Raw genomic sequence first — 22,885 nt, 5'->3', positions numbered from 1 at the left:
CCCTGCCCGCCATCCATGGCAGCTATCTGCTTTCGTCCGGACAGACGGGCGAATTGCTCGCCGTCATCGACGGGGGAGAACTGACCGCCCGGCGGACGGCCGCCGCATCGGCACTCGCCGCACGGCATCTCGCCCGAAAGGACGCATCGAACCTGCTCGTCGTCGGGACAGGTCGCCTTTGCGTCAATCTGGTGGAAGCTCATAGCCGTGTGCGACCGATCAGCCAGGTCTCGATCTGGGGACGCGACAAGGAGAAGGCTGCACGGGCGGCAGCCGATGCCCGCGCGCTCGGTTACGCGGTCAAGGTTGTCGGCGATCTCGAAGCCGCGACGCGGGAAGCCGACATCATCTCCTGTGCGACGCTGTCGCGCGGTCCGCTGATCAGAGGCGAATGGCTGAAGCCCGGGAGCCACCTCGACCTGATCGGCGCCTTTACCAAAGAGATGCGCGAGAGCGACGACGAAGCTGTGCGACGGGCTCGTGTCTTTGTCGATACGCGCGCAGGCGCATTTGCAGAAGCCGGCGATATCCTGCAGCCGATCGCTTCCGGTATCATCTCACGCGATCATGTACAGGCGGAGCTGTCAGAACTCGTGCGGGGCGCCGAAGGGCGCAAGAGCCCGGACGAGATCACCCTGTTCAAATCCGTCGGGGCAGCACTCGAAGATCTCGCCGGGGCAATCCTCGCCTATCAAACCGCCATGCGGGACAGCACCGGATCGTGACCCGTCCTGCACTTCCCCTTCTTCCGGTCACCGACAAACTCGGGCCTCTTGCCGCGGCGCTCGAGGCTGGCAATCGTGCCGTGCTCTCGGCGCCTCCGGGCGCGGGCAAGACGACACTCGTTCCACTGCACCTTCTGAAGCAGGCGTGGCGTGGCGACGGGCGCATCATAATGCTCGAACCGCGGAGACTTGCGGCCAGGGCTGCGGCATCCCGCATGGCCTCGCTGCTCGGAGAGACGGTCGGGGAAACAGTCGGCTATCGCATGCGGCTCGACAACAGGATCAGCGGTCGGACACGGATCGAGGTGGTGACCGAAGGCGTCTTCGTCCGGATGATCCTCGACGACCCGGAACTGCGCGGCGCCGCGGCCGTGATCTTCGACGAGTTTCACGAGCGCTCTCTCGACGCCGATCTCGGCCTTGCACTCGCGCTCGACGCCCAATCGGTGCTCCGACCGGATCTTCGGCTCGTCGTGATGTCGGCGACGCTCGATGTCGATCGTATCGCGTCTCTGCTTTGTGAGCCGCCGGTGATCATCAGCGACGGGCGAAGCTATCCTGTAGAGATACGCCATCGCGACAGGCCCGGCGACGAACGTGTCGAAGATGCCGTGGCCGCGACGGTGCTCAAGACGCTCGCCGAAGAGACAGGGTCGATCCTCGCCTTCCTGCCGGGCCAGGCGGAAATCCGGCGGGTGGCCGAACGGCTCGAGGGAAAGATCGCGACCGATGTCATGATTGCTCCGCTCTACGGATTGCTCAGCCAGGCCGAACAGGACGCCGCGATCCGGCCCGCAAGGGCTGGCACGCGCAAGGTGGTCCTATCCACATCGATCGCGGAAACTTCGATCACCATCGATGGTGTGCGCGTGGTGATCGACAGCGGCTTGCAGCGGCTTCCCGTCTACGAGCCGTCGACGGGCATCACCCGGCTGGAGACGGCTCGCGTTTCGCGGGCATCCGCAGACCAGCGTGCAGGACGCGCCGGCAGAACGGAACCGGGTATTGCGATCCGGCTCTGGCACGCAGGACAGACGGCGGCGCTTCCCGCCTTCACGCCGCCGGAAATCCTCTCGAGTGATCTCTCCGGTCTCGCGCTGGACATGGCGCATTGGGGTGTTGCCGACCCAGGCCAGCTCCTGTTGCTCGACATGCCGCCCGAGGCGGCGCTCAAAGAGGCCCGGCAGCTCCTGGTGGGGCTCGGCGCGCTGGACGAGTCCATCCAGCTGACGGCCAAGGGTCGCCGCATGCGCAATTTCGGCCTGCCGCCGCGGCTCGCGGCCATGGTGCTCGGCGCTTCCGAACACGGCCAGGGACGGGCCGCCGCGGAACTGGCAGTGCTTCTCACCGAACAGGGGCTGGGGGGGAGCGATCTCGATCTCGACGAAAGATTGCGGCAGTTTCGCCGGGACAGGGGAGACCGGGCGCGCAACGCCCGCAATCTGGCCCAACGTCTTGCGGCGGGATTTGCCGATCACACGGATGATGCGACGGATGTGCCGACAAGTTCGGCCGGTGCACTCCTGATCCATGCCTTTCCGGACCGGATTGCACGGCAGCGTGGCGGACGCGGCCGTTTCGTCATGGCCAATGGGCGTGGTGCCGAGATCGGGGCCAGCGAGAGACTGGCGGGCGCCGAACTGCTGGTCATTGCCGATCTCACCGGAAAAGCCGCACAGGCGCGCGTGCTCGCGGCTGCCGAGATCACGCGCAGCGATATCGAACTGTTCACCCCGCATGCCATCCAGACCGCCGATGAAAGCGGATTCGATCCGGCGAGCCGGCAGGTGCGCGCGAGGCGGGTGACGCGACTGGGCGCGATTGTCTTTGACGAACAACCCCTCGCCAAGCCCAAGGGAGACGAGGCCGCCAGGGCGCTTGCCGACGGGGTCCGGATGGTCGGCCTCGCCGCACTGCCTTTCTCCAAGGCGGCTGAACAGCTCCGCCAGCGCCTGGGCTTCCTGTATCGCAGCCTCGGCGAGGCCTGGCCGGATACCAGCGACGAGGGTCTTCTGGCGCGGCTCGACGCGTGGTTCGTTCCCTTTCAATCCGGGGTAACGCGCTTTCCGGAGGTGACTGCCGGCAGCCTGCATGACGGTCTCATGGCGCTGGTGCCCGGGGGATCGCAGCGGGAGCTCGACAGGCTCGTGCCGACGCACTTCACGGCCCCGACAGGACAGTCGCACCCGATCCGCTATGATGGCGAAGAACCTGTCCTCCAGATCAGGGTGCAGGAGCTCTTCGGGTTGAAGTCGCATCCGACAATCGGCGGCGGCAAATTGCCACTGCTTCTGGAGTTGACCTCGCCTGCGCATCGACCCATTCAGACCACGCGGGATCTCCCGGGCTTCTGGGCCGGATCCTGGAAGGATGTGCGCGCCGAAATGCGGGGTCGCTATCCGAAACATCCCTGGCCGGAGGAACCTGCTTCTGCGCAGCCCACGGCACGAGCGAAACCCCGCGGGACCTGAGGACGCGGCAAGGAAGGCAATGGAAATGAGCATGGATCTTGCCGCCAAATTCGGTCCCAGCAGCCGGCGTCTTCGGCTCGAAACGCTGGTGAAGTTGCGCTGGGTCGCCGTCGCCGGCCAATTGCTGACCATCCTGATCGTGGCGCTGTGGTTCGATTTCACATTGCCGCTGATGACGTGCCTCGGCCTGATCGCGGCGCTCGCGGCCGCCAATTCGGCGCTCTCCGTCGCTTTTCCGTCGACCTATCGTCTGGAGCCGGCGGCGGCCTTTGCAGTGCTGGCGCTCGATCTCTTCCAGATGGGGGCGCTGCTCTTCATTACCGGTGGCCTGAACAATCCCTTCGCGCCGCTGATCTGCATTCCCGTCATCATTTCCTTCGCGTCACAGCCGAGCCGTCATTCGATTGCCCTCTTCATCACGGCGCTCGCCTTCATCACGCTTCTCGCCTTCACCCCCTATCCCCTCCCCTGGTTCGAAGGCCGGACACTCGAAGTGCATCCGCTGTTGCAGCTGGGCATGTGGAGTTCCATCGTGTCGATGACGGCCTTCGCCGCCTTCTATGCCTATCGCGTTTCGCAGGAGGCGAGCCTGCTCGCAGACGCCCTGACGGCGACAGAACTGATCCTTCAGCGTGAAAAACACCTGCATCAACTGGATGGACTCGCCGCCGCCGCCGCCCATGAACTCGGTACGCCACTGGCGACGATCAGCGTGGTCGCCAAGGAAATGGAACGGGATCTGGGCCAGGACGAGCGGTACCGGGAGGACGTGCAGCTGCTGCGCAGTCAGAGCGAACGCTGCCGCGACATTCTGCGACGCCTGACGTCCCTGGCATCGGACGGGGAGGCACATATGCGCGCGCTTCCCCTGTCATCGATGATCGAAGAGGTGATCGCCCCGCACCGGGAATTCGGCGTGAAGGTCGAACTGGTCGAGCTTTCCGAACGCGCGCGTGAGCCCATCGGGACCCGCAACCCCGCCATTCTCTATGGTCTCGGAAACCTGCTCGAAAACGCCGTGGATTATGCGCGTTCCAACGTGACGGTCAGTGTCGAACATACGGCAAGCGATGTGACTGTCACGATCGAGGATGATGGGGCCGGATTCTCCGCAGGGGTCTTGCAAAGAATTGGTGAGCCCTATGTTACCAGCAGGCAGAGCGACACCCGTGCCGGTGGCCTCGGGCTCGGATTGTTCATTGCAAAGACTTTGCTCGAACGATCCGGTGGCACTCTCCGGTTCGAAAACCGCAGTCCCGAGGGTTCCGGGGCGCGCGTCGTGGTCAACTGGCCGCGCGAATACATGGAATTGGACACGTCGTTATGACTTTGCCTGTGGGGGCTTTGCCCGCATAAGGTAGACAGCGCAGTTTTTCGAACAGTCGCAGGAACAAGACAATGGCAGACGCAGCATCACAGGTGGCAAAACTCACCGCAGGCACGCAAGCAGCGGGCAATGGCGATCTTGGTCATGATCCATCACTCCTGATCGTCGATGACGACGCACCGTTTCTGCGCCGTCTGGCGCGCGCCATGGAAAGTCGTGGCTTCGTGGTCGAGTTGGCCGGTTCTGTCGCCGAGGGGATCGCCAAGGCAAAGGAAGCCGCGCCGAGCTATGCGGTCGTTGATCTGCGGCTCGGTGACGGCACCGGGCTCGACGTGATCGAAGCGATCCGGGAACGCCGCTCCGATACCCGCATCATCGTCTTGACCGGTTATGGCAATATCGCGACGGCGGTCACTGCCGTCAAACTCGGGGCGCTCGACTATCTCGCCAAGCCTGCCGATGCAGACGATGTCTATCTGGCGCTGACGCAGCGGCCCGGGGAAAAGGCCGAGATCCCCGAGAACCCGATGTCTGCCGACCGCATCCGCTGGGAACACATCCAGCGCGTCTATGAAAGCTGCGAGCGGAACGTGTCGGAGACGGCGCGGCGTCTGAACATGCATCGCCGCACGTTGCAGCGCATACTGGCGAAGCGGGCACCGAAATAATTCAGCCCGATGTGAGCTGGGCCGCCCATTCGGCAGCGAGAAGCCTCTGTGCGGCTGCCCTCGAGAAATCCAGGGTCACTGATTTTCGCGTTGCGGGGGCGAGCCGATGTTCTGGTGCTTCCCTGAGCATATGGCCCGAGAATCCGTCCGACAGGAACAGGCCACAGTCTTCCGGGAAGATTTCCAGAGGCACGCCCGCATGCGTGGCGAAGAAGAGGCGGTCGCAGTAGCGGCGATAGTCGGGCCACTTCCTGTCGACGCGAAAGTCCTCGATCGAGGACTTGATCTCGATAATCCAGATCTCTCCCTTGTCCGACAGTGCGATGAGGTCGGCCCGCCGTCCGTTGGACAGCGTCAACTCCGGCAAGATGGCGAAGCGCATATCGGCCAGAAGGATCTGTACGCCGCGTCGAATCATCATCGCACGGTCGGACTGTCGTCCATCGATTAAGGGGTTGTTTACCGCGATAGAGACTAAGGTCATGGATAACTCCGCTCCGCGTGCTCAAGTCTGTTGCAAAAAAGCAATGCGGAGTCATTTTGCATCGCCGAAAACAATCGGCGGAAGTACGGCACTTGCGTTGCCGAGGTTAATCCAAAATAAACCATAATCAATGATGGTCACAAGACCATCTCCCCGCCATCACCCACGAGCTTTCTCATGCGCTTCCGCAATATACTGACCGCGCTCGGCCTGGTTACGTCTCTAGGCCTCGCGGGCTGCACGACGACGACCGGCGACAAAACCGAAGTCGCCGAAACCACGAAAGTCCAGATCTTCAGCGATTCCTACGGCTCCGTGACGGATGCAGGTTACGCCCTGCCCGCCATTCCGATCCAGAAGGTCGACAAGAAGTTTCATCGACAAATTGTCGATTATGCGACCACCGAAAAACCCGGCACTGTCGTCGTGAACACGCGCGAGCGCTTCCTCTATTACATCATGCCGCGTGGCAAGGCCGTTCGTTACGGTATCGGCGTCGGCAAGCAGGGGTTTGCCTGGCAGGGTGAAGCCTATATCGCCTGGAAGCAGGCCTGGCCGACTTGGCACCCGCCGAAGGAAATGGCCGAGCGCAAGCCTGAGGTCGCCAAATATGTCGAGAAGGGCATGGATCCCGGCCTGCGAAACCCGCTTGGGGCGCGCGCCATGTATCTCTTCAACGAGAGGGGCCAGGACACGCTGTTCCGCCTTCACGGCACGCCGGAATGGGCCTCTATCGGAACAGCGGCATCCTCGGGCTGCATTCGCATGATGAACCAGGACGTGATCGACCTTTATAACCGGGTGAAGCCGGGCCGTAATTCCAAGGTTGTCGTCCAGCAATAGACTGCTGGCATATGGATTGACAAAAAGACCCGCCGGAGCGATCCGGCGGGTCTTCTCGTTTCAGGTCTGCATCACGGATTGCCGCCGCTTCAGGCGGCAGCTTTCGCCTTGAGTTCGATGCGGCGGCGATGGAGGACCGGCTCGGTGTAACCGTTCGGCTGCTCCCGGCCCTTCAGGACGAGCTCAAGCGCCGCATGGAATGCGATCGAACCGTCATAGTCGCCGGCCATCGGCGTATAGGCTGCGTCGCCGGCATTCTGTCCATCAACGACGACGGCCATGCGCTTCATCGTCTCCACAACCTGTGCTTCCGTGACGACACCATGATGGAGCCAATTGGCCATATGCTGGGCCGAGATCCGCAGCGTGGCGCGATCTTCCATCAGCCCGACATTGTTGATGTCAGGGACTTTGGAGCAGCCGACGCCCTGATCGATCCAGCGCACGACATAGCCAAGGATGCCCTGGGCATTGTTGTCGAGTTCGCGCTGGATCTCCTCCGGCGTCCAATTGGGACGGGTTGCAACCGGAACCGAGAGAATATCGGCCAGTTTTGCGCGCGGCCGGGACGTCAAACTCTTCTGCACGTCGGCGACGTTGACGCTGTGATAATGAGTAGCATGCAGTGTCGCTGCGGTCGGTGACGGGACCCAGGCCGTGTTTGCGCCTGCCTTCGGATGAGCGATCTTCTGCTCCAGCATGGCTGCCATCAGGTCCGGCATGGCCCACATGCCCTTGCCGATCTGGGCGTGTCCGGACAGGCCGCATTCGAGGCCGATATCGACGTTCCAGTTTTCATAGGCCGATATCCAGGCTGCCTGCTTCATGTCGCCCTTGCGGATCATCGGTCCGGCTTCCATCGAGGTGTGGATTTCGTCACCGGTACGATCCAGGAACCCGGTGTTGATGAAGACGACACGGTCACGGGCGGCGCGAATGCACTCCTTCAGATTGACGGTGGTGCGGCGCTCCTCGTCCATGATGCCCATCTTGATGGTATTGGGCGCCATGCCGACGAGTTCTTCGACCGCCGAGAAGATCTCGCAAGCGAAGGCGACCTCTTCAGGCCCATGCATCTTCGGCTTGACGACATACATGGAGCCAGCGCGAGAGTTTTTGCGGCGGCCGTTCGGGCCGATGTCATGCAGCGCGATCAGGGCCGTGACGGCCGCATCCATGATGCCTTCAGGCACCTCGTTTCCATCGCCGTCGGTGATCGCCGGATTCGTCATGAGGTGGCCGACATTGCGGATCAGCATGAGCGACCGGCCGGGCAAACTGATGGAAGCACCATCCGGGCCCGTCAGCGTGACGTCGGCGTTCAGCGCGCGGGTGAAGGTCTTGCCGCCCTTCGAGACATCTTCCGTCAGATCGCCCTTCATCAGGCCGAGCCAATTCGAATAGATGACGACCTTGTCTTCCGCGTCGACGGCTGCGACTGAATCCTCACAGTCCATGATGGTCGTGATTGCCGATTCCAGGCGGCAGTCATTGATGCCGGCGGGATCGCTTTTGCCGATGACACCGGTCTTGTCGACGAGGATCTCGACATGAAGGGCGTTCTTGCGCAGGAAAATACTGGAAGGCGCGGAGGTCTCGCCGAGATATCCGGCAAATTGGGACGGATCGGCAAGGCCGGTCATGCCCCCATCTTCGAGACGAACCGAAAGCGCGCCGTTCTCGATCGAGAGCGTGGCGACCTTGTCCCAGGCGCCGGCCGCGAGCGGTGCGGAACGATCGAGGAAGCTGCGGACCCAGGCGATGACCTTGCCCCCACGGACGGGATTGTAGCCCTTGCCCTTCTCCGCACCCTCCGTGTCGGGAATGGCATCCGTGCCATAGAGGGCGTCGTACAGGGATCCCCAGCGAGCGTTGGCGGCATTCAGGGCATAGCGGGCGTTCATGACGGGGACGACAAGCTGCGGGCCGGCCGTGGTCGAGATTTCCGGGTCGACATTGGCCGTCGCAATCTTGAAGTCGGGCCCCTCGGGCAGGAGATAGCCGATCTCCCGCAGGAATTCCTCATAGGCGGCGAGATCGGACGGCGCACCGTTCTGGCGGTACCAGGCGTCGATCTGCGCCTGCAAAGCATCCCGCTTTGCAAGCAGCACCCGATTCTTCGGTGCGAGTTCGTGAACGATCTTCGAGAGGCCGGCGAAGAATGAGTCGGCCTCAACCTGCGTTCCAGGGATCGCCTGGGAAACGATGAAATCGTGCAGGCGCCTGTCGATCGAAAGTCCATGGGTTACAACTGATGTCATGACGTCACTCCTCGCACTCATGTCGCTGTGGCTTACAGCATCCCCGAAACGCATTTGCAGTCAATCTGGCATAAATTAGAAATATTCTTTCCAAATTGGAAAGTCAGCTACGGGCCGTTCTCGGCCGGCCCGTAGCCGTTGCCGTGACGCGCGCTTCCACCAGCTTGCGCCGCCCCTCGATTTCCGGGGCGTCGTGCTCTTCCTTGAGGAGCAGCACGACATCGATTGCGCCACTCGCCTCAGCCCTTGCACGCGCGAGTCCGGTTGCACGGTGGCGCGCGGCGACAAGGGCCTTTTCCTCGTCTGCGACGCGCTCGCTATCGCCGCCGCCGGTGATGATGAAGAGCCCTTCCTCCGGCGAGGTCACCGTCACAGCGACGCTGCTGCGCACCTGTCCGACAACTGCGCCCACGGCGTTGGCCACATCGGCATCTTCGGGCACGGCGAAATCGGAGGCCAGCATTTCGGCGATTGCCGGATAGTAGACGCCAGCGGACGCACCGAGGCCGATCAGCGGACGATCGAGGGAGAGGCTGAAACGAGCAATGCCCGACTGGCGCCGGAGGGCGCGGTCGATCAGTACAGATTTCGCAGGCTCGACGTCTGCGAGCCCATCTTCGGCAAGGGCCGCCGAGAGAATGACCTCCGCAGACTGGCGCGTGAGGCGGTCGACGATGAGCTGAGACAGGACTTCAGCAGATTTGGCAATCGGTTGCCCCGCTCCATCTTTCTGGCGGATCGCCAGCAGCATGCCAAGTTCGGCGGCCTCACGGTTCCATTGGCCCTGACGCCCGAGGACATGCATGGCATCCGAGGGTGTAAGCCCGCAAATATGGACGAGGCCGCGCGCGACGAGCCGATCGAGTGTTGCCTTCTGCTGGGTGAAGCTGATCAGCTGGTCGAGCGGCAGCGGGACAGTGCCGATCTTCTGGAACAGCGCTGCCTCCTGTGGCTGGAGGCCGGCTGCGAGGTGATCGGGCACGCCGGTGCGCACGGCGAATCGCCCGTCATGCCGACCGAGATGCGGCGCGCGAAGCTGGCGCTCGAGCACGTCGGTGATGGCCGTTCCGTGCAGGGCTGCCGCGAGGCTCAAGGGAACGAGGCGCCGCGGGCCAAGCGCGATTTTCGCCGCGAGACCTCGGTCATCGAAACGGACTTCCGAATCGCCACCGAGACCGAAAGTCCGCATGGCCACAGCTTCGACCATGGTCCTGTAGCCACCGACCACCGCACCGTCCTGATCGAGGCGCGGTTGGCCCGCCTCCATAACGGCGACATCGGTGGTGGTGCCGCCGATATCGGACACAACGGCATCGTCGAGGCCGGTCAGGTGGCGAGCGCCCACAAGGCTTGCGGCAGGACCAGAGAGAATTGTCTCGATCGGTCGGAGGCGGGCTTCGCCAGCGGAAATCAGCGCACCATCGCCGCGCACGACCATCAGGGGTGCGTAAATTCCACGATCGAGAAGGTAACGCTCGGCCGAGCCAATCAACCGGTCGATCATGGCAACGAGACGGGCATTGAGAAGCGTGGTCAGCGCCCGGCGCGGCCCTCCGAGCTTCGAAGAGAGCTCGTGGCTGCAGGTCACCGGCAGGCCGGAATGGCGGCGAATAATGTCACGCGCCCTTTGTTCGTGCGCCGGATTGCGAACGGCGAAATAGCCGGCGATCGCAAAGGAGGAAACATTGGCCGAGAGTTCGGGAAGGGCGGCCTCCAGGGCGGCTGCATCAAAGGGCGTTTCATTGCCATGGACATCGTGGCCGCCGGCAATGAAAAGCACCGGATCATTGCCGAGCGCATCGGCCAGACCGTCGCGCTTCAGATCTTCCGGCCCGAAGCCGATCATGATCAGGCCGGCGCGACCACCCTGCCCTTCCACCAGAGCGTTTGTTGCGAGTGTCGTCGAGAGTGAAACCAGACCGATGGAAGTCGGATCAATCGCTGATTCGGACAGGACGCTTTCGAGTGCGCCCGATATGCCGATCGACAGGTCGTGGCGGGTGGTCAGAGACTTCGCCTTGGCGACAATCCCATGCTCCTCGCTGTAGATCACGGCGTCGGTATAGGTGCCGCCGGTATCGATGCCCAGCATGTAATCGGATGTCACGCAGTCTTCCCCATAGTGCCCGCCGGTATGGCGCCGCATCCCTTATGGCACAGGCCTCGGTTCGATTTCCAGCGAAGGAGCGGCAGGATGACGCCGCATTACGGCTTGCGCGGGATGATCCGCATCGGAAGCCCACCGGCCGGCTGGGTGGTGAGCTTCTGCACGGGCCATGGATTCGTCTGCGGCGTTGTCTCGAAACGGAAACGGTGCATGAGAACGGCGAGCGCAATGACTGCCTCCTGCAGCGCGAAGGTGGCTCCAATGCAGACGCGCGGCCCTGCCCCGAAAGGCAGATACTGAAAGCGGCCGATCTTTTCCCGCTCACCGGGCAAGAAGCGCGACGGATCAAAGAGCCTTGGCTTGTCCCAGTAGAGCTCATGGCGATGCAGCGTCCAGGGCATGACCAGGACCGTCGTCCCCTTGGCAATCTCCACGACTTCACCGTTGGGCGCCGTATATCGATCGTCGGCAATGGCGTCGCGGTTGATAGAGGGTGCAGGCGGATAGAGCCGCATGGCTTCCTCGAAAGAGGCCCGCACATGCGGCATCTGGTCGAGCCACTCCACCGGATCGACGCCGGAGGCAGTGACGGTGTCGATCTCACGCTCCATCGCCTCCCGGACGTCAGGGCAATGCGCTACGCAATAGAGTGTCCAGGCCAGGGCGCGCGCCGTGGTCTCGTGGCCAGCCCCTATGAAGGTCAGGATATTGTCTTCGATTTCCGCAGAGGTCAGGCCGTCGGGCCGCTCAAGTTCAAGCAGGAGCGTCAGGAAATCATCCGGTGCCTTTTCGCGCTCCGTTCTGATGATCGCACGACGATGATCCATCGTCCGGCGCACCAGCTCGCGAAACTTGCGAAGCACACCGAGACCCCGAATGCGGGTCAGACGCGGGATCCACTTGGGTGCCTTCAGCAGGTCCAAGGGATCGATCCGCCCCATGCTGTGCAGCAGATCGTCGACATCCTTGGCGAAATCGCCCTGCTCGGAGACGATGCCGCCCGAAAACAGGCATTCGGAGAGGATCGCATAGGTGAGCTCCGTCATGTCGACAGCGACGTCACGAACAACACCTTGCCCATCCGATTGATACCGATCGAGGAAAAGCTCACTCTGTTCGCGCATCTGGCGTGCGAAGCCGCGCGCGTGGCGCGGGGTGAAGACGGGAGCCATAGCCTTGCGGGAGCGCTTCCAGACAGGTCCCTCGGCCGTCAGAAGACCATCGCGCAAAATGGGTCTGAGCACGAGCTGGCGGATCTCGGACATTTCGTAGTTCGACGCATTGTCGACCAGCACATGCCGGATCAGGCCGGGATCATTGGCGATAATGGTAGTCTGGCCAAAGAAGCGGGTGACAATCCACGGCCAAGTGTAGGACGGCGTGCCCCAGAGTTCGAGCGGATTACGCAGCACAGTTCGGATGATTTCGAGCCGGCTGGGCGGGACCGTGCGCGGCACAGGTGCCGGCGGCTCAAAGGTCGATTTCCGCACACTGGCGTCCATGTCATGCTCCTTCGAGGGCTTAGACGCCCCCTCAGGAGTTAGAGCAGAGCCTCAAGCTCGTCCAGCCGATCGTTGATCAGCCAGCCATAATAGTTTTCCTCCGGCCAGTTGGCCGAACCACCCGCCCGCCGGGATGCAAGCGCCTGTGCACGCTGCTGCGAGCCACCAATGTTGAAAAGCGTGGCCGTGATGCCGGGGTTCCCGGAGATGTCGACATCCGCGATCTGACGGTAATCATCGATGGACTTGCGGATCACGGCAGCCATGAAGGCGAGTGAAATATCCGGATCCATGATCGCCTTGTAAACGTCTGCTGCATCATCTTCGTCCAGCTTCCGATAGCCGGATTTTTCATGCACCAGATCCGACAGCATCAACGCCGTCAGCGGATTGATCTGACCCAGACCGAAAGTCTGGCCGGCATAGAAGGGCTGGAAGAAGACGGCGCTGAAGCGATTGTTGGGATAGGACACACCGCTTACCGACTTTCCACGAAAGCTGTCCTCCCAGACATTCTCCCGGCAGGTCCACAGGCGATAGGAATCCGAAAAGCCGTTGCATTCAGCAAATTCCGACCGGCTGACGAAGTCGGAAATGCTTTCGTCCTTGTAGCCAAAGCGGAAGGTGTTGCCAGCATAGGAAGCCGCCTTCACATAGTAGCTCTGCAGGCTGTCATAGGCGTCGACATTATAGGTATGTTCACCCACGATCGCCCCGACCATGTGAATGGGCGCAATACCGTATGCGGAGGCGGTCTTCTTGATCTTCCCAACGAGCGCTGAGTCCGTGCGCAGGAGATCCCGGACCTTTTCATACTTCACGTCGAAACTGGTCTTGCCGGCCTTGGTGCGTCGTACCGAGGCGCCCGGGATGGCCGGCTGCTCTGCATTGCGATTGCCCGAAGGCACCTTGTCGGCAGCGAAGGTCACTGCGGGAGCGAGCCCGGACAGCCCCAATGCGACGACGATGATCCTGGTAATGTTCAGCACGATGCGCGGCCCCTCGGACATTTGTCCTTGAACGGATTGGCGACGCATGGTGGCCGACACCCGACAGCGGCACTCCTTACATAAGGCCTGCCTGTATTGTCGATACGGGGCGCTTTCACTTTCCCGGCACGTCCGGGGTGAAAGCGACCCATAGATGCACAAAGATCACAGGATAAAGCGGCTCAAGTCCGTGTTGGCAGCGAGATCGCCAACATGCTGCTGAACATAGGCCGAGTCGATCATGACCGCCGAACCGCCCCGATCCGGTGCATGGAACGAAATCTCGTCGAGAACACGCTCCATAACCGTCTGCAGGCGACGGGCGCCGATGTTTTCGACCGTGCCATTGAGCTGGACTGCCACATCTGCAAGTGCATCGATTGCGTCTTCGGTGAAATCGAGGTTCAGCTCTTCGGTCGCCATCAGCGCTTTGTACTGGCGGATCAGACTTGCTTCGGTTTCGGTCAGGATGCGGCGAAAATCTTCCTTCGTCAGCGGCTTCAGCTCGACCCGGATCGGCAGACGGCCTTGCAGTTCCGGCAGGAGGTCCGACGGTTTGGAGACGTGGAATGCGCCCGACGCGATGAAAAGGATGTGATCGGTCTTCACCGGTCCATACTTGGTCGCAACCGTCGTGCCTTCGACGAGCGGCAGCAGATCACGCTGCACGCCTTCACGCGATACGCCGGCGCCCATTGCGCCCTCCCGGGCGGCGATCTTGTCGATTTCGTCGAGGAAAACGATGCCGTCATTCTCGACAGCCCGCATCGCTTCGCGCTGGATAACTTCGTTGTCGATCAGCTTGTCCGATTCGTCACGGATCAGGTCGCCATACGACGCCTTGACCGTGGTCCGCACCTTCTTGGTGCGGTTGCCCATGGCCTTGCCGAACATTTCGGACAGGTTGAGGATGCCGATATTCGCACCCGGCATGCCGGGGACCTCGAAACCGGGCGCGCCGGAGCCGCTGTCGGCGACCTCGATGTCGATTTCCTTGTCGTCCAGTTCGCCACTGCGCAACTTCTTGCGGAAACTGTCGCGAGTGGCCGGTGATGCTGTCGCTCCCACCAGAGCGTCGAGCACGCGCTCTTCGGCCAGCTGATGCGCCTTGGCCTGGACTTCCTGCCGCTTCTTGTCACGGATAAGCGCGATGCCGATCTCCACCAGATCACGAATGATCTGCTCGACATCGCGGCCGACATAGCCGACCTCGGTGAACTTGGTGGCCTCGACCTTTATGAACGGGGCGCCTGCGAGCTTGGCCAGGCGACGGGAGATCTCCGTCTTGCCGACACCGGTCGGTCCGATCATCAGGATATTCTTCGGCATGACCTCGTCGCGGAGATCTTCCGAGAGCTGCTGACGACGCCAGCGGTTGCGCAACGCGATCGCGACGGCACGCTTGGCGTCATGCTGGCCAATGATGTGGCGGTCGAGCTCGGAGACGATCTCGCGCGGGGAGAAATTGGTCATTCAGGGTGCTCCTCACGATGCTGCAGAGCCGCGCATCGTCGCTTGCAGTGGGGTTTCCGGTAGTGGTCAGACGGCGTCCAGGGTTTCAACCACCATGTTGTTGTTGGTGTAGACGCAAATCTCGCCGGCGATGGTGAGTGCGCGTGTCGCGATGTCTTCCGCCGAGCGGTCGCTGTCCATCAGGGCGCGTGCGGCGGCAAAAGCGAAGTTTCCTCCGGAGCCGATTGCAATCGTTCCATGTTCTGGCTCCAGGACGTCGCCGTTGCCTGTGATTGCGAGCGTGATCGACTTGTCGGCGACCAGCATCATGGCCTCAAGATTGCGCAGATACTTGTCGGTGCGCCAGTCCTTGGCGAGCTCGACGGCGGCGCGCATCAATTGGCCGGGATACTGCTCGAGTTTCTTTTCGAGACGATCGAGAAGGGTGAAGGCATCGGCCGTCGCGCCGGCGAAACCGGCGATCACCTCGCCGCCCTTGCCGATGCGACGGACCTTGCGGGCATTGCTCTTCATAACGGTCTGGCCGAGGCTCACCTGGCCGTCACCCGCCATCACCACCTTGCCGTCCTTGCGTACGGTAATAATCGTTGTCATCAGTCACCTGTCACCCGCCCTGGCGGGCCTTGTGGAACGGGCTTCAAGCCCGGGTTTGTCGGTTCCTATGTAAGTGGGCTTTCAACGATTGCAATCTGCCGCAAAACCTCCAGCGCCGCCTTGCGGCAGCGCAATGTAACTTCTGGATATTTCACCGCCCTGCTGTTATGGGAGGGCCGAGATCCTCATGGAGCAGCCAAATGGCAGAGCGTAAAGGCGAAGTTTCCCGCAAGACCAACGAAACCTCGGTCTCGGTTTTCGTCCATATCGACGGCACCGGAACGGGCAAGATTTCGACGGGCGTGGGCTTCTTCGACCATATGCTCGACCAGCTCTGCCGCCACTCGCTGATTGACATGGACATCGACGTGACGGGTGACCTGCATATCGACGATCACCACACCGTCGAGGACACGGGCATCGCGCTCGGCCAGGCGATTTCGAAGGCACTGGGCGACCGCAAGGGCATTACGCGCTACGCCTCGATCGACCTTGCCATGGACGAGACCATGACCAAGGCGGCCATCGATGTCTCCGGCCGACCGTTCCTGGTCTGGAATGTCGATTTCAGCGCGCCGAAGATCGGCACATTCGACACCGAACTGGTGCGTGAATTCTTCCAGGCATTCGCCCAGAACGCCGGGATCACGCTGCATGTGCTGAACCATTATGGCGCGAACAATCACCATATCGCCGAGACCTGCTTCAAGGCGGTCGCGCGTGCCCTTCGGTCGGCAACCGAAGTCGACCCGCGGCAGGCAAACCGTATCCCCTCCACCAAGGGCACCCTGGTTTAAGGGGTATCTTCCCCGAGGGAAGCTGCCACCTTGCTCCGGTTCGCACGTTGAACCCGAACCGTCGAGCAGAAAGGACTGGAAGACATGCGTATAGCTATCATCGACTACGGCTCGGGCAATCTGCGCTCGGCCACAAAAGCCTTTGAACGGGCCGCCCGCGAGGCTGGCCTCGACGCCGAGATCGAGCTTACGGACAAGGCCGAACGCGTTGCCACCGCCGACCGGATCGTGCTTCCGGGTGTCGGTGCCTATGCCGATTGTCGGCAGGGTCTCGATGCCGTACCCGGCATGCATGACGCCATCGCTGAAGTTGTCGAGGCAAAGGGACGCCCCTTCTTCGGTATCTGCGTCGGCATGCAGCTCATGTCATCGCGCGGGCTCGAGAAGACAGTGACCGACGGCTTCGGCTGGATAGAAGGGGATGTCGTTGAAATGACGCCGTCCGATCCTTCTCTCAAGATCCCCCAGATCGGCTGGAATACGCTGACGCTCAATCGTCCGCATCCGCTATTCCAGGGCATTCCCACCGGGCCGGACGGGCTGCATGCCTATTTCGTGCATTCATACCATCTCGCCGCGCACAAACCCGAGGATGTGATCGCAACGACCGATTACGGTGGTGCCATGACCGCCTTTGTCGGGCGCGACAATATGGTGGGTGCGCAATTCCATCCCGAGAAGAGCCAGGCACTCGGCCTGAAGCTCATCGCCAATTTTCTGACCTGGACGCCCTGAAGGGCACGGATACTCCCATGATCCTCTTTCCCGCCATCGACCTCAAGGACGGCCAGTGTGTTCGCCTCAAGCTGGGCGACATGGAGCAGGCTACTGTCTACAATCCCGATCCGGCAGCCCAGGCGCGTGCCTTCGAGGACCAGGGCTTCGAATGGCTGCATGTCGTCGATCTCAACGGCGCCTTTGCCGGTGAAAGCGTCAATGGCGCTGCCGTCGATGCGATCCTCAAGGCAACCACGAATCCGGTGCAGCTGGGCGGCGGCATCCGCACGATCGACCATATCGAAAGCTGGCTGTCGCGCGGGCTGTCGCGCGTTATCCTGGGTACGGTGGCTGTGCGTGATCCGGCTCTCGTCATCGAAGCCTGCAAACGCTTCCCCGGGCAGGTTGCGGTCGGCATCGACGCCAAGGGTGGCAAGGTTGCTGTCGAGGGCTGGGCCGAGGCATCCGAACTCGGGGTGATCGAACTTGCAAAGCGTTTCGAAGGCGCTGGCGTCGCGGCGATCATCTATACCGATATCGACCGTGACGGGATCCTGACCGGGATCAACTGGGCCTCGACACTGGAACTCGCCGCTGCCGTTTCGATCCCCGTGATTGCGTCCGGCGGCCTCGCCTCGATCGAAGACATCAAGCGCATGCTTGAGCCGGATGCGAGAAAGCTCGAAGGTGCGATTTCGGGCCGCGCGCTCTATGATGGGCGTATCGACCCCGCAGAGGCACTTGATCTGATCAAGGCTGCGAGAGGCTGAGGACAAGACCATGACACTCAAGGCCCGTGTGATCCCCTGCCTCGACGTCAAGGACGGCCGTGTCGTCAAGGGCGTCAATTTCGTCGATCTCATCGATGCCGGTGATCCGGTCGAGGCGGCCAAGGCCTATGACGCTGCCGGCGCCGACGAACTCTGCTTCCTCGACATCACCGCGTCTTCCGACAACCGCGATACGATCTTCGACGTGGTTGCACAGACGGCGGACCATTGCTTCATGCCGCTGACCGTTGGTGGTGGCGTCCGCGCCGTTGCCGACATCCGCAAGCTCCTGCTTTGCGGCGCCGACAAGGTTTCGATCAATTCGGCAGCGGTGAAAAACCCCGATTTCGTCGCGGAAGCCGCCGACAAGTTCGGCAACCAGTGTATCGTCGTGTCGATCGATGCAAAGAAGGTTTCTGCAGCCGGCGAAGCGGATCGCTGGGAGATCTTCACCCATGGCGGACGCCAGCCGACCGGGATCGATGCGGTCGAATTCGCGTTGAAGATGGTCGAGCGTGGAGCCGGCGAACTGCTGGTCACCTCCATGGACCGGGACGGGACCAAGAGCGGTTACGATATCGGCCTCACCCGCACGATCGCCGACAGTGTTCGCGTGCCCGTCATCGCGTCCGGCGGCGTCGGCAATCTCGATGATCTGGTCGCCGGCATCCGCGATGGTCATGCAACTGCGGTGCTTGCAGCCTCGATCTTCCATTTCGGCACCCATTCGATTGCTGAGGCCAAGGCCCACATGGCCGCAGCCGGAATCGCCATGCGTCTCGACTGACGCGGAAAGGCCCGCCATGACCATATTTACCCTCGCCGATCTGGAAACGATCGTTGCCCGCCGCGCGGCAGCCGACCCCGGCGAATCCTGGACGGCGAAACTCGTGGCAGGCGGCCAAGGCAAGGCAGCCAAGAAGCTCGGTGAAGAGGCGATCGAGACTGTGATGGCTGCGGTCAGGCAAGACCGCGAAAACCTCGTCTATGAGAGCGCGGACTTGCTCTATCACCTGATGGTCGTATTGAAAATTGCGGACATCCCTTTACAAGCAGTAATGCAGGAACTTGAGCGCCGGACCGCTCAGACGGGCCTGAGCGAAAAGGCCAGTCGGCAGGATCCATGACGGTAGCTATGCGGGACCCCGAAACGCCAGACGTCCTCGATCATTTCCAGGCGAACGGCTATTCTCCCTATCACTTCTTCGGTTCCGAGGAATGGGCGCATTTCCGGGCTGACACCCCGTTGACGCTCACAGCTGACGAAGTTCATCGCCTGCGCTCGATCGACGACCCGATCGATCTCGATGAAGTCAGGCGAATTTATCTCTCGCTGTCGCGTCTTCTCTCTTCGCACGTGGAATCCTCGCAGTTGCTGTTCGAGCAGCGCAACCGCTTTCTAAGCCTGTCGGATGTCTTCAAGACACCCTTCGTGATCGGCATTGCCGGATCCGTGGCCGTCGGCAAGTCGACGACCGCGCGTGTGCTGCAAGAGCTTCTTGCTCGCTGGCCGTCCAGCCCGAAGGTCGACCTCGTCACCACCGACGGTTTTCTCTATCCCAACGCTCATCTGGTGAAGAACGGTATCCTGAACCGCAAAGGTTTTCCGGAAAGCTACGATGTCGGCGCGCTGCTGCGCTTCCTGTCTGCCATCAAGGCCGGATTGCCCAACGTCAAGGCGCCCAGCTATTCGCACCTCACCTATGACGTGCTTCCGAACGAGCATCGGGTGATCGATCGTCCCGATATCCTGATCTTCGAGGGCATCAACGTCCTTCAGTCGCGCAACCTTCCCGCCGACGGCAAGATCGTGCCAATGGTCTCTGACTTCTTCGATTTTTCGATCTATATCGACGCCGATGAGAACGCGACACACCGCTGGTATGTCGATCGCTTCATGAAATTGCGTCAAACCGCATTCCGCGATCCCAACTCCTACTTCCATCGTTATGCGACGATCAGCGAGGAAGAGGCCAACGAGATCGCCGAGGGGCTCTGGACGAACATCAACCTGAAGAACCTTCGGGAGAATATCTTGCCCACCCGTCCACGCGCGGATCTGATTCTCCGCAAGGGCGCCAATCATCTCGTCGAGACGGTAGCGCTCCGAAAACTGTAGGCGATCGATCACCGGCTATGGATTGACCCGGCGAAGCGTCAGGTTGATCCGGCCGCCGGATTTGAGCAGGGTCGACGTCCCGGGATAGATCCGATCAACGCCGTGGAAGCACAGACGACCTTCACCACCGAGAATGAACACGTCGCCGCTTTCGAGCTTCAAGGATTTCGTCCGGTCGGTGCGGGATAGACCGCCGACACGGAAAAGACAGGTGTTTCCAAGCGAGATCGAGAGGACGGGGGCCGAGAGATCAGCTTCGTCGCGATCCTGGTGCAGCCCCATCCTGGCGTCGTCGGCATAAAAGTTGACGAGGCAGGCCTCGGGGTCTTTTTCGAAACCGGAGAGCTCCCGCCAGAGGTCTAGCAGCACCTGCGGGATACCGGGCCAGGGGCGACCTGTCAGAGGATGCGTCGGCTGGTACCGATAGCCACGCTCCTTGTCGGTCACCCAGCCGAGCGGTCCGCAATTCGTCATGCGCACCGACATGGGACGACCGGAGCCGGGCATGACGGGAACATAGAGCGGTGCCTCGGCGACGATGGCGCGGATGATATCGACAAGGTTCTCCTGCTCGTCGCGCGAAAGACGTCCCGGCAGGTAGGAAAGACCGGGCTGGAGGCTGATCTCGGCTTTCGTTGCGGCCATGCTCAATCCCCCGACGGCTTGCCGCGCATCTTCTTCACATCCGAGCGGCCGGACTTTTCCTTGAGGCGCCGTTCGATCGAACCCTTCGTCGGCTTTGTCTTCCTGCGGGGCGGCGGTGGCGGCTTGGCAGCCTCCAACAGCAGTTCCTTGAGGCGATCGCGGGCATCCTCGCGATTGCGGTCCTGGCTGCGGAAGCGGCTGGCCTCGATCATCAGCACGCCTTCCTTGGAAAGGCGCTTGCCGGCGAGCCTGGCAGCGTTCTGCTTCACGCGATCATTGAGCGCCGGAGATCCGAGCAGATTGAAGAAGAGCTGGACAGCGGTCGAGACCTTGTTGACGTTCTGACCGCCCGGGCCGCCCGCCAGCACAAACTGTTCCGTCAGCTCCCAGCCGGCGATCGTGATGCGGTTGTTGATCTCTAGCGGTTCGCTTGCCATGTCATCGGTCTCTTTCTCGGCTTCCATATCGGCCGCAAAGACTTCAAAGGCAAGCCTGAAGCGGAAGAGGCCCGGCAACATGCCGGGCCTCTTCTTCATCGTCAAATCTGTGCATCATTCGGCCGCGAGACGGATGCCCGGGGCTGCGTCACGGACCTTGCCATCAACGTGAGCTTCGAACTTGGCGAAGTTGTCGATGAACATGCCGACCAGCTTTCTGGCTTGCGCGTCGTAAGCCGTACCGTCTGTCCAGGTGGAGCGTGGGTCGAGGATCTTCGTATCGACGCCAGCAACGGCGACCGGGACGGCAAAGCCGAAATTGGCATCCATGCGCATTTCGACCTTCTTCAGCTCCCCGGTCAGGGCAGCGGTCAGGAGGGCACGCGTTGCCTTGATCGGCATACGGTTTCCGGTGCCATAGGCGCCGCCGGTCCAGCCGGTATTGACGAGCCAGCAATCGACTTCATGCCGTGCAATCAGGTCGCGCAGCAGGTTACCATATTCGGTCGGATGACGCGGCATGAAGGGTGCGCCAAAGCAGGTCGAGAAGGTGGCTTCCGGTTCTGTCACGCCCTTTTCAGTGCCGGCCACCTTCGCCGTGTAGCCTGACAGGAAGTGGTACATGGCCTGTTCCGGCGTCAGCCTGGCGATCGGCGGCAGAACGCCGAAGGCATCGGCCGTCAACATGATGATCGTCTTCGGATGGGGCGCGATGCCGGTCTCCGATGCATTTGGAATGAAATGCAGCGGGTAGGCGCAGCGGGTGTTTTCCGTCAGCGAGCCATCGTTGAAATCCGGGATACGGTTTTCATCGAGCACAACGTTTTCGAGCACCGTGCCGAAGCGCCTGGTCGTGGCGAAGATCTCCGGTTCAGCTTCTGCCGAAAGACGAATGGTCTTGGCGTAGCAGCCACCTTCGAAGTTGAAGATGCCGTTTTCGCCCCAACCATGTTCATCGTCACCGATCAAGGTGCGCTTCGGATCGGCCGAGAGCGTGGTCTTGCCGGTGCCGGACAGGCCGAAGAAAACGGCGGCGTCGCCATCAGGGCCGACATTGGCCGAGCAGTGCATCGGCATGACACCCTTGGACGGCAAGAGGTAGTTGAGGACGGTGAAGACCGACTTCTTCATTTCGCCAGCATAGGACGTGCCGCCGATGAGGACGATGCCATTGGTCAGGTCGCAAGCGATCACCGTCTCGGTGCGGCAGCCGTGGCGGGCCGGGTCTGCACGGAAGCTCGGCAGATCGATGATGGTCAGCTTCGGCAGAAAGCCTTCAAGGGCTGAGCGCTCCGGACGGATCAGGAGGTTGCGGATGAAGAGAGAGTGCCAGGCAAATTCGGTCACGACACGCGTCGGCAAGGCATTGTCCGCGTCTGCGCCACCAATGAGGTCCTGAACGAAAAGGTCCTTGCCTTCGACATGGGCCAGCATGTCCTGGTGCAGCACCTGGAAGTGCTCCGGCGACATCGGCTTGTTGTTGTCCCACCAGATCTGACCATCGGTCATTCCATCGCGAACGACGAACTTGTCCTTGGCCGAGCGACCTGTGTGCTGGCCCGTCAGGGCACGCAGGGCGCCATCTGCCGTCAACTCAGCCTCGCCCCGGCGAACGGCCTCTTCATAGAGAGCCGCCTCAAGGAAATTGTAGCGAATGCTGGCGGCTTTCCCCAAGCCGATATCCGTGATCCCCGCAACGGGGTTCCTCACGCCGAATTCCTCCATGGGTGCGCCTTCCTCTCACATTGGCCAGAACTGAATGCGCGAAAATTAAACGTCGGGGCACCAAAACGCAAGGTGGAGCACCAAAAAAATCAATAATATCAATTATTTAATCGATTTAAAATGAGAAATGACCTTTTTAAATCGTTTAGTTCCGCTTCTATTCCATCGTGAAATGAAGCGATCGAAACAGCAAATCTGACATTTGGCCTGAATCTGCCCGGCACGCCCCTT

At 61.5% G+C, this 22,885-nt stretch carries 21 protein-coding genes (1 of these 21 only partly in view); 11 read left to right on the top strand and 10 right to left on the bottom strand.

Annotation, left to right across the window (positions count from 1 at the left end; translation table 11 throughout):
* The 4 genes from lhpI to QTL56_RS15325 all read left to right on the top strand — a co-directional run.
* Nucleotides 1-725, top strand: the 3' portion of a protein-coding gene (lhpI, locus tag QTL56_RS15340) for a bifunctional Delta(1)-pyrroline-2-carboxylate/Delta(1)-piperideine-2-carboxylate reductase (protein WP_245137203.1). It extends 229 nt beyond the left edge of the window; the window shows 725 of its 954 coding nt (coding positions 230-954); its start codon lies beyond the left edge, outside the window; its stop codon occupies nt 723-725.
* Nucleotides 719-3,196 carry an ATP-dependent helicase HrpB gene (gene hrpB, locus QTL56_RS15335; RefSeq protein WP_245137476.1) on the top strand — a complete coding sequence of 826 codons (2,478 nt, stop codon included), beginning with the start codon at nt 719-721 and terminating at the stop codon, nt 3,194-3,196. The genes lhpI and hrpB overlap by 7 nt, the downstream gene beginning before the upstream one ends.
* A gap of 25 nt (nt 3,197-3,221) precedes the next feature.
* Nucleotides 3,222-4,523 carry an ActS/PrrB/RegB family redox-sensitive histidine kinase gene (locus QTL56_RS15330; RefSeq protein ID WP_245137204.1) on the top strand — a complete coding sequence of 434 codons (1,302 nt, stop codon included), beginning with the start codon at nt 3,222-3,224 and terminating at the stop codon, nt 4,521-4,523.
* 71 nt (nt 4,524-4,594) lie between these two features.
* On the top strand, nt 4,595-5,191 hold the full coding sequence (locus QTL56_RS15325) for an ActR/PrrA/RegA family redox response regulator transcription factor (RefSeq protein WP_245137205.1): 597 nt from the start codon (nt 4,595-4,597) through the stop codon (nt 5,189-5,191).
* Between the two features lies 1 nt (nt 5,192).
* On the opposite strand, the gene QTL56_RS15320 is transcribed toward QTL56_RS15325, so the two are convergent.
* A complete protein-coding gene (locus QTL56_RS15320) occupies nt 5,193-5,675 on the bottom strand; it encodes an MmcB family DNA repair protein (RefSeq protein WP_245137206.1) in 483 nt (160 codons plus the stop codon).
* A 177-nt stretch (nt 5,676-5,852) separates the two neighbouring features.
* Here QTL56_RS15320 and QTL56_RS15315 point away from each other — a divergent pair, with 177 nt between their 5' ends.
* Entirely contained in the window at nt 5,853-6,518 is a 666-nt protein-coding gene (locus QTL56_RS15315) for a L,D-transpeptidase (RefSeq protein WP_245137207.1), read from the top strand.
* 89 nt (nt 6,519-6,607) lie between these two features.
* Here QTL56_RS15315 and QTL56_RS15310 read toward each other — a convergent pair whose 3' ends face one another.
* From QTL56_RS15310 to hslV, 6 genes are all read right to left on the bottom strand, one after another.
* A complete protein-coding gene (locus tag QTL56_RS15310) occupies nt 6,608-8,779 on the bottom strand; it encodes a malate synthase G (protein WP_229575363.1) in 2,172 nt (723 codons plus the stop codon).
* Nucleotides 8,780-8,882: 103 nt separating this feature from the next.
* Nucleotides 8,883-10,886 (bottom strand): hydantoinase/oxoprolinase N-terminal domain-containing protein, encoded by a 2,004-nt coding sequence (locus QTL56_RS15305; RefSeq protein WP_245137208.1) that lies wholly within the window; start codon nt 10,884-10,886, stop codon nt 8,883-8,885.
* A 98-nt stretch (nt 10,887-10,984) separates the two neighbouring features.
* Nucleotides 10,985-12,388, bottom strand: coding sequence for a cytochrome P450 (locus QTL56_RS15300; protein ID WP_245137209.1), 1,404 nt, complete (start codon nt 12,386-12,388; stop codon nt 10,985-10,987).
* A gap of 38 nt (nt 12,389-12,426) precedes the next feature.
* On the bottom strand, nt 12,427-13,425 hold the full coding sequence (locus QTL56_RS15295; protein WP_370660299.1) for a DUF1402 family protein: 999 nt from the start codon (nt 13,423-13,425) through the stop codon (nt 12,427-12,429).
* Between the two features lie 117 nt (nt 13,426-13,542).
* Nucleotides 13,543-14,850, bottom strand: coding sequence for an ATP-dependent protease ATPase subunit HslU (gene hslU / locus QTL56_RS15290; protein WP_245137210.1), 1,308 nt, complete (start codon nt 14,848-14,850; stop codon nt 13,543-13,545).
* A gap of 66 nt (nt 14,851-14,916) precedes the next feature.
* A complete protein-coding gene (gene hslV, locus QTL56_RS15285; protein ID WP_245137211.1) occupies nt 14,917-15,444 on the bottom strand; it encodes an ATP-dependent protease subunit HslV in 528 nt (175 codons plus the stop codon).
* Between the two features lie 200 nt (nt 15,445-15,644).
* Here hslV and hisB point away from each other — a divergent pair, with 200 nt between their 5' ends.
* From hisB to coaA, 6 genes are all read left to right on the top strand, one after another.
* Complete coding sequence (hisB, locus tag QTL56_RS15280) at nt 15,645-16,241, top strand: imidazoleglycerol-phosphate dehydratase HisB (protein WP_245137212.1); 597 nt, start codon at nt 15,645-15,647, stop codon at nt 16,239-16,241.
* Between the two features lie 84 nt (nt 16,242-16,325).
* On the top strand, nt 16,326-16,976 hold the full coding sequence (gene hisH / locus QTL56_RS15275) for an imidazole glycerol phosphate synthase subunit HisH (RefSeq protein WP_245137213.1): 651 nt from the start codon (nt 16,326-16,328) through the stop codon (nt 16,974-16,976).
* 17 nt (nt 16,977-16,993) lie between these two features.
* Nucleotides 16,994-17,728 (top strand): 1-(5-phosphoribosyl)-5-[(5-phosphoribosylamino)methylideneamino]imidazole-4-carboxamide isomerase, encoded by a 735-nt coding sequence (gene hisA, locus QTL56_RS15270; RefSeq protein ID WP_245137214.1) that lies wholly within the window; start codon nt 16,994-16,996, stop codon nt 17,726-17,728.
* A gap of 10 nt (nt 17,729-17,738) precedes the next feature.
* A complete protein-coding gene (gene hisF, locus QTL56_RS15265; RefSeq protein WP_245137215.1) occupies nt 17,739-18,515 on the top strand; it encodes an imidazole glycerol phosphate synthase subunit HisF in 777 nt (258 codons plus the stop codon).
* Between the two features lie 16 nt (nt 18,516-18,531).
* The gene (locus QTL56_RS15260) at nt 18,532-18,855 is read left to right on the top strand and encodes a phosphoribosyl-ATP diphosphatase (protein ID WP_245137216.1); all 324 of its coding nucleotides are present in this window, start codon (nt 18,532-18,534) and stop codon (nt 18,853-18,855) included.
* Nucleotides 18,852-19,847, top strand: coding sequence for a type I pantothenate kinase (coaA, locus tag QTL56_RS15255; RefSeq protein ID WP_229575352.1), 996 nt, complete (start codon nt 18,852-18,854; stop codon nt 19,845-19,847). Before QTL56_RS15260 ends, coaA begins: the two co-directional genes overlap by 4 nt.
* Nucleotides 19,848-19,862: 15 nt before the next feature.
* Here the strand turns inward: coaA and QTL56_RS15250 are convergent, their stop codons facing one another.
* The 3 genes from QTL56_RS15250 to QTL56_RS15240 all read right to left on the bottom strand — a co-directional run bounded on the left by QTL56_RS15250 (nt 19,863) and on the right by QTL56_RS15240 (nt 22,654).
* Entirely contained in the window at nt 19,863-20,492 is a 630-nt protein-coding gene (locus QTL56_RS15250; RefSeq protein ID WP_245137217.1) for an alpha-ketoglutarate-dependent dioxygenase AlkB, read from the bottom strand.
* A gap of 2 nt (nt 20,493-20,494) precedes the next feature.
* A complete protein-coding gene (gene arfB / locus QTL56_RS15245; RefSeq protein WP_245137477.1) occupies nt 20,495-20,929 on the bottom strand; it encodes an alternative ribosome rescue aminoacyl-tRNA hydrolase ArfB in 435 nt (144 codons plus the stop codon).
* 114 nt (nt 20,930-21,043) lie between these two features.
* Nucleotides 21,044-22,654: a phosphoenolpyruvate carboxykinase gene (locus QTL56_RS15240; RefSeq protein ID WP_245137218.1), complete on the bottom strand. Its 1,611-nt coding sequence runs from the start codon at nt 22,652-22,654 to the stop codon at nt 21,044-21,046.
* Nucleotides 22,655-22,885 lie beyond the last annotated feature (231 nt).

Source organism: Peteryoungia algae (genome assembly GCF_030369675.1).
In the GTDB taxonomy this organism is placed as follows: domain Bacteria; phylum Pseudomonadota; class Alphaproteobacteria; order Rhizobiales; family Rhizobiaceae; genus Allorhizobium; species Allorhizobium algae.
Note: the sequence above shows the minus strand (reverse complement) of the source record. Positions and strands in the feature narration are given on the sequence as shown.

Coding starts and splice junctions, on each gene's coding strand:
- QTL56_RS15310 (WP_229575363.1), bottom strand. CDS start 8,779: ATGACATCAGTTGTAACCCATGGACTTTCGATCGACAGGCGCCTGCAC.
- QTL56_RS15315 (WP_245137207.1), top strand. CDS start 5,853: ATGCGCTTCCGCAATATACTGACCGCGCTCGGCCTGGTTACGTCTCTA.
- QTL56_RS15250 (WP_245137217.1), bottom strand. CDS start 20,492: ATGGCCGCAACGAAAGCCGAGATCAGCCTCCAGCCCGGTCTTTCCTAC.
- QTL56_RS15320 (WP_245137206.1), bottom strand. CDS start 5,675: ATGACCTTAGTCTCTATCGCGGTAAACAACCCCTTAATCGATGGACGA.
- hslV (WP_245137211.1), bottom strand. CDS start 15,444: ATGACAACGATTATTACCGTACGCAAGGACGGCAAGGTGGTGATGGCG.
- hisH (WP_245137213.1), top strand. CDS start 16,326: ATGCGTATAGCTATCATCGACTACGGCTCGGGCAATCTGCGCTCGGCC.
- QTL56_RS15260 (WP_245137216.1), top strand. CDS start 18,532: ATGACCATATTTACCCTCGCCGATCTGGAAACGATCGTTGCCCGCCGC.
- QTL56_RS15295 (WP_370660299.1), bottom strand. CDS start 13,425: ATGCGTCGCCAATCCGTTCAAGGACAAATGTCCGAGGGGCCGCGCATC.
- hisF (WP_245137215.1), top strand. CDS start 17,739: ATGACACTCAAGGCCCGTGTGATCCCCTGCCTCGACGTCAAGGACGGC.
- QTL56_RS15240 (WP_245137218.1), bottom strand. CDS start 22,654: ATGGAGGAATTCGGCGTGAGGAACCCCGTTGCGGGGATCACGGATATC.
- arfB (WP_245137477.1), bottom strand. CDS start 20,929: ATGGCAAGCGAACCGCTAGAGATCAACAACCGCATCACGATCGCCGGC.
- QTL56_RS15330 (WP_245137204.1), top strand. CDS start 3,222: ATGAGCATGGATCTTGCCGCCAAATTCGGTCCCAGCAGCCGGCGTCTT.
- QTL56_RS15325 (WP_245137205.1), top strand. CDS start 4,595: ATGGCAGACGCAGCATCACAGGTGGCAAAACTCACCGCAGGCACGCAA.
- QTL56_RS15300 (WP_245137209.1), bottom strand. CDS start 12,388: ATGGACGCCAGTGTGCGGAAATCGACCTTTGAGCCGCCGGCACCTGTG.
- coaA (WP_229575352.1), top strand. CDS start 18,852: ATGACGGTAGCTATGCGGGACCCCGAAACGCCAGACGTCCTCGATCAT.
- hisA (WP_245137214.1), top strand. CDS start 16,994: ATGATCCTCTTTCCCGCCATCGACCTCAAGGACGGCCAGTGTGTTCGC.
- hslU (WP_245137210.1), bottom strand. CDS start 14,850: ATGACCAATTTCTCCCCGCGCGAGATCGTCTCCGAGCTCGACCGCCAC.
- hisB (WP_245137212.1), top strand. CDS start 15,645: ATGGCAGAGCGTAAAGGCGAAGTTTCCCGCAAGACCAACGAAACCTCG.